This window comes from Planomonospora algeriensis (assembly GCF_977012225.1).
The window spans coordinates 1-5,163 of the sequence record NZ_CDRNDK010000436.1 but is presented as its reverse complement, the minus strand read 5'-3'; the positions used below and the strand labels follow the sequence as shown (position 1 = coordinate 5,163).

Sequence of the window (5,163 nt, the reverse complement as noted above, 5' to 3'; positions counted from 1 at the left end):
CGGCTCGCCGGTGCCGGCCAGCAGCCAGGCGGCCTGCCGCGCCGCGCCGTCCGCGACGTACTCCCCCGGCTCGGGCACGACCACCGGCCGCCCGAAGACCGCCGGGGCGATCCGCCGTACGGCCTCCGACCGGGCCCCGCCGCCGACGAGCAGCACCCGGGCCGGGTCCAGCCCGAGGGCGTCGAAGGCGTCGGCCAGGTGGCAGAGCATGCCCTCGACCGCCGCCCGGGCCAGGTGGCCGGGGGTGGAGGTCTCCAGGGTCAGCCCGTGCAGCGACCCGGTCGCCTCCGGCAGGTTCGGGGTCCGCTCCCCTTCGAGGTACGGCACGCAGACCAGCCCGCCCGCGCCCGCAGGAGCGGACAGGGCCAGCTCGCCCAGCCGGTCGAGGCCGACCCCGAGCATCCGGGCGGCCGCGTCGAGGACCCGCGCCGCGTTGAGCGTGCACACCAGCGGCAGGAACCGGCCGGTCGCGTCGGCGAACCCGGCCACGGCCCCGCTCGGGTCCGCGCTCGGCGCCTCGGCCACCGCGAACGCCGTCCCCGACGTGCCGATGGACACCACCACGTCGCCCGGCCGCGCGCCCACCCCGAGGGCGGCGGCCATGTTGTCCCCGGTCCCGGGAGCGAGCAGTGCTCCGTCCGGGACCGGGGCGCTCCCCCACGCCTGCGCGCGGGGTCGCGGGCGAGGCGGACCTCGCCCGCACCGTCCCGGGGGCCCAGCACCCGGGGGAGCTGCGGGACGGAACCGAGGGCGGCCTTGAGCAGGTCGGTGCGGTAGGACCCGGTCGCGGGCGACCAGTAACCGGTCCCGGAGGCGTCACCGCGGTCGGTGACGGGCGCCCCCGACCGCCCGGCCAGCCGCCAGGTCAGCCAGTCGTGCGGCAGGCAGACCGAGGCCGTACGGCGGGCGGAGTCCGGCTCGTGCTCGGCCAGCCAGCGCAGCTTGCTCACGGTGAACGACGCGACCGGCACGCTGCCGACCGCCGCCGCCCACGCCGCCGGTCCGCCCAGCTCCGCGACCAGGTCGGCCGCGGCCTGCGCCGAGCGGGTGTCGTTCCAGAGCAGCGCGTCGCGCACGACCTGCCCGGACTCGTCCAGGCAGACCATGCCGTGCTGCTGCGCCGCAACGCTGACGGCAGCGACGTCGTCCAGCCCGCCCGCCCGGTCCACGGCCTCGCCCAGGGCCGTCCACCAGGCCTCGGGGCCGACCTCGGTCCCGTCGGGGTGGGCGGCCCGGCCCTGGCGGACCAGGGCGCCGGTCACGGCGTCCCTGATCACCACCTTGCAGCTCTGGGTGGAGGAGTCCACCCCGGCCACGAGGGTTCGCGCACCGGTCATCCGCGCACTCCGAGGAGGTGCTCCAGCGCGAGCTGGTTGAGCCGGGTGAAGTGGAAGCCGCGCTCGGCGGCGGCGTCCAGGTCGAAGTCGTCGCGGGCCAGGTCGTCGAGGGTCTCGCCGGGGGCCAGCGTGGGCTGCGACAGCTCGCCGACCCGGCTGGCGGCCAGCGCCTCGGCCACCTCGGGGTCGGCGCGGAAGGCCGCGGACTTCTCCTTGAGGATCAGGTAGGTGCGCATGTTGGCGGCGGCCGACTCCCACACGTCGGAGGCGTCGTCGGTGCGCAGCGGCTTGTAGTCGAAGTGGCGCGGACCCTCGTAGCCCTCGTTCTCCAGCAGGTCGACCAGGAAGAACGCGCTCTTCAGGTCACCGTGGCCGAAGATCAGGTCCTGGTCGTACTTGGGACCGTGCTGGCCGTTCAGGTCGATGTGGAAGAGCTTGCCGTGCCAGAGCGCCTGCGCGATGCCGTGCACGAAGTTCAGCCCGGCCATCTGCTCGTGGCCGACCTCGGGGTTGAGGCCCACCCGCTCGGAGTGCTCCAGCTCGTTGATGAAGGCCAGCGCGTGGCCGATCGTCGGGAGCAGGATGTCGCCGCGCGGCTCGTTCGGCTTGGGCTCCAGGGCGAACCGGATGTCGTAGCCCTTGTCGATCACATAGGAGGTCAGCAGGTCGAGGCCCTCCTTGTAGCGGTCGAGCGCGGCCTTGACGTCCTTGGCGGCGTCGGACTCGGCGCCCTCGCGGCCGCCCCACAGGACGTAGGTGGTCGCGCCCAGTTCGGCGGCCAGGTCGATGTTGCGGATGACCTTGCGCAGGGCGTAGCGCCGGACGTCGCGGTCGTTGCTGGTGAACCCGCCGTCCTTGAAGACCGGGTGGGTGAACAGGTTGGTGGTGGCCATCGGGACCTTCAGGCCGGTCTCGGCCAGGGCGCCCTTGAAGCGCTCGATCGCCTTGTCCCGGTCAGGTTCGACGGCGAGCAGGTCGTCGTCGTGGAAGGTCACGCCGTAGGCGCCGAGCTCGCTGAGCCGGTGCACGGTCTCCACCGGGTCGAGGGCGGCCCGGGTGGCGTCGCCGAACGGGTCGCGCGCCGACCATCCGACCGTCCACAGGCCGAAGGTGAAGCGGTCCTGCGGGGTGGGCGTGTAGGCGTTCATGGGCCGGTCCTCCGATTTAGTCCACTTAATGGATTTAATATGCGTCCTGGAAGTGGGATCGTCAAGAGGTGGGTGTTCCATGACACAGGCCGTACGCCACGACTCGATGCGCGCCCGCAACCTGGGGGTGGTCCTGGGCGAGGTCCGGCGGAGCGGGCCGGTCACCCGGGCCGCGCTGGCCGAGATGACCGGGCTGACCAAGACCACCGTCTCCAAGATGGTCGCCGACCTGCTCGCCGCGGGCATGGTCACCGAGACCGGGGTCCCGTCCCGGGGCGAGCGCGGCCGGCCGGGCACCGCGGTCGCGCTCAGCGGCGGACGGGTCGCGGCGCTCGGCCTGGAGATCAACGTCGACTACCTCTCCGCCTGCGTCGTGGACCTGACCCTGGAGGTACGGCTGCGCCGTGCACAGGCTGTGGACAACCGGACCGCCTCGCCTGTGGAAACCCTGAGCCACCTGCGAGAACTCGCCCGTGAGGCTGTGGACGAAGCCCGCTCGATGGGCCTGACGGTCGCCGGATCGACCCTCGCCGTCCCCGGCCCGGTGGACGACGGGCTGGTGCACAGCGCCCCCAACCTCGGCTGGCGGGACGTGCACGTCGGCGAGCTCCTGAGCGGCCTCCTGACCCCGCCGGCCGCCACGGCCATCGAGAGACCGGCCGGTCCCGCCGAGCCCGCCCCGGTCCCGCTGCCGACCGTGGACAACGAGGCCAACCTGGCCGCCCTGGGCGAGCTCTGGTTCGGCTCCGGCCACCGTGACTTCCTCCGTGACTTCCTGCACGTCTCCGGGGAGGTCGGCATCGGCGCCGGCCTCGTCGTGGGCGGCGCGCTCTTCCGGGGCGCCCACGGGCTCGCCGGCGAGCTCGGCCACGTGGTCGTCTTCCCCGACGGCCCGGCCTGCCGCTGCGGCGGCCGGGGCTGCCTGGAGCAGTACGCCGGGCAGGAGGCGCTGCTCCGCGCGGCCGGGGCCGGCGGCGTCGAGGAGCTGACCGGCCGCCTCCGCGATGGGGACGCGGCGGCGCTGGCCGCCTGCGAGCGCGCCGGGCACGCACTCGGCCTGGCGCTGACCTCCGCCGTCCACCTGTTCGACCCCGGCACGATCGTGCTGGGCGGCGTCTTCGCCCCGCTCTTCCCGTGGATCTCCGGCCCGGTGCGCGAGACCGTCGCCGCCCGGCTTGCGGCGATCCGCGACGCCGTACCCGACCTGGTCGTCTCCCACCTCGGCGGCGACGCGGCGACGCTCGGCGCGGCCGGACAGGTGATCCACCGGATCATCGCCGACCCGGTGGCCTACCTGGCCGCGACCAGGGCCGCCCCGGCCGGCGCCGGGCGGGACTGACCGCTCGCCACCCGCTCGCCACCCGCTCGGCGTGGAGCGGCCGCTCAGGAGCGCCGCTCGCCCAGTACCGCCGCACAGATCGCGGCGAGCTGTCCGGTCTGCTCGGGGGTGAGCCGGTCGAACAGGCAGCGCCGTACGGCCTCGACGTGTCCGGGCGCGGCGGCGGTCAGCGCGGCGTGTCCGGTGTCGGTGAGCACCGCCCAGCTCACCCGCCGATCCCCCGGACAGGGCAGGCGGCGCACCCAGCCGCGCTCCTCCAGGCGCGCGACCGCGTGGGAGAGCCTGCTCTGCGAGGAGTTGACCGCGACGGCCAGATCGCTCATCCGCATCCGGCGCTCCGGCGCCTCCGAGAGCCGCACCAGCACCGCGTAGTAGGCGTGCGGCATGCCGGAGTCCCGCTGCAACTGGCGGTCCAGCTCTTCCTGGATCACCTGGGAGGCCGCCAGGAAGGACCGCCACACACGTTGCTCGTCATCGTCCAGCCATCTCGTCACGGAGCCAGTTTAGTTGAACTCTCAAGTTTCTGGGGTTAAAGTACTTGAGAGTTCAACTTTTAGACCTCAGGGAGTCACCATGCCGGTCCAGCGGCTCAACCACGCGGTCCTGTACGTGCGCGACGTCGAGCGCAGCGTCGCCTTCTACCAGGAGGCCCTCGGCTTCCGGGTCGTCATGAGCATGCCGGGAGCGGCGTTCCTCCAGGCCGAGGGGTCCGGCAACGACCATGACCTCGGCCTCTTCCAGCTCGGCGCCCAGGCCGGCCCCTCGGCCGCCGGGCGTTCGACCGTCGGCCTCTACCACCTGGCCTGGGAGGTGGACACCCTGGCGGAGCTGGAGCGGATCGCGGTCAAGCTGAGCGAACTCGACGCCCTGGCCGGCGCCTCCGACCACTCCACCACCAAGGCGCTGTACGCCAAGGACCCCGACGGCCTGGAGTTCGAGGTCTCCTGGCTGCTCCCCGCCGACCTGGTCACCGAGGAGGTCCTGGCGGGCCGGGCCCGGATCCGGCCGCTGGACATCGCCCGCGAGAAGGAGCGGTACGGCGCGCACACCCGCGGCGGCGTCGGCGTCTCGATCCCGGCCTGACCGCCCTCTGCCCCCGCCCTCCGACCTCCGCCCTCCGCCCGGAGCCGGGACCGACGGCCCTGGGGACGGCTCGACGCAACCCCTTCAGGCCGCCGTTCCGGGACGGGACCGGCCGCTCACCGGTCCCGGGCGCGGCCGGGCACCCGCCGGGATCCGGAGCGATCGAGGGCGGCGGAGCGGCGGCGCGACGGGCGAGGAGGACATGGGCCGCGCTCAGCCCCACGAGGACGAGCGGGGAACACCGTGCCGGCGAGCA

The 5,163-nt window shown here is 74.1% G+C and carries 4 protein-coding genes and 1 pseudogene; 2 read left to right on the top strand and 3 right to left on the bottom strand.

The annotated features are described in order from the left end of the window. A pseudogene (gene xylB / locus ACWJ6R_RS29665) lies at positions 1-1,337 on the bottom strand (xylulokinase); the annotation flags it as partial. After that, complete coding sequence (gene xylA / locus ACWJ6R_RS29660) at positions 1,334-2,485, bottom strand: xylose isomerase (protein ID WP_449065389.1); 1,152 nt, start codon at positions 2,483-2,485, stop codon at positions 1,334-1,336. The pseudogene xylB and the gene xylA, both read right to left, overlap by 4 nt. A 79-nt stretch (positions 2,486-2,564) precedes the next feature. Between xylA and ACWJ6R_RS29655 the strand changes: the two genes are divergently transcribed. Beyond that, the gene (locus tag ACWJ6R_RS29655; protein ID WP_449065388.1) at positions 2,565-3,824 is read left to right on the top strand and encodes an ROK family protein; all 1,260 of its coding nucleotides are present in this window, start codon (positions 2,565-2,567) and stop codon (positions 3,822-3,824) included. Positions 3,825-3,868: 44 nt separating this feature from the next. Here the strand turns inward: ACWJ6R_RS29655 and ACWJ6R_RS29650 are convergent, their stop codons facing one another. Next, the gene (locus tag ACWJ6R_RS29650) at positions 3,869-4,318 is read right to left on the bottom strand and encodes a MarR family winged helix-turn-helix transcriptional regulator (protein WP_449065387.1); all 450 of its coding nucleotides are present in this window, start codon (positions 4,316-4,318) and stop codon (positions 3,869-3,871) included. Positions 4,319-4,397: 79 nt separating this feature from the next. Here ACWJ6R_RS29650 and ACWJ6R_RS29645 point away from each other — a divergent pair, with 79 nt between their 5' ends. Next, a complete protein-coding gene (locus ACWJ6R_RS29645; protein WP_449065386.1) occupies positions 4,398-4,907 on the top strand; it encodes a VOC family protein in 510 nt (169 codons plus the stop codon). The last annotated feature ends 256 nt before the right edge of the window (positions 4,908-5,163 follow it).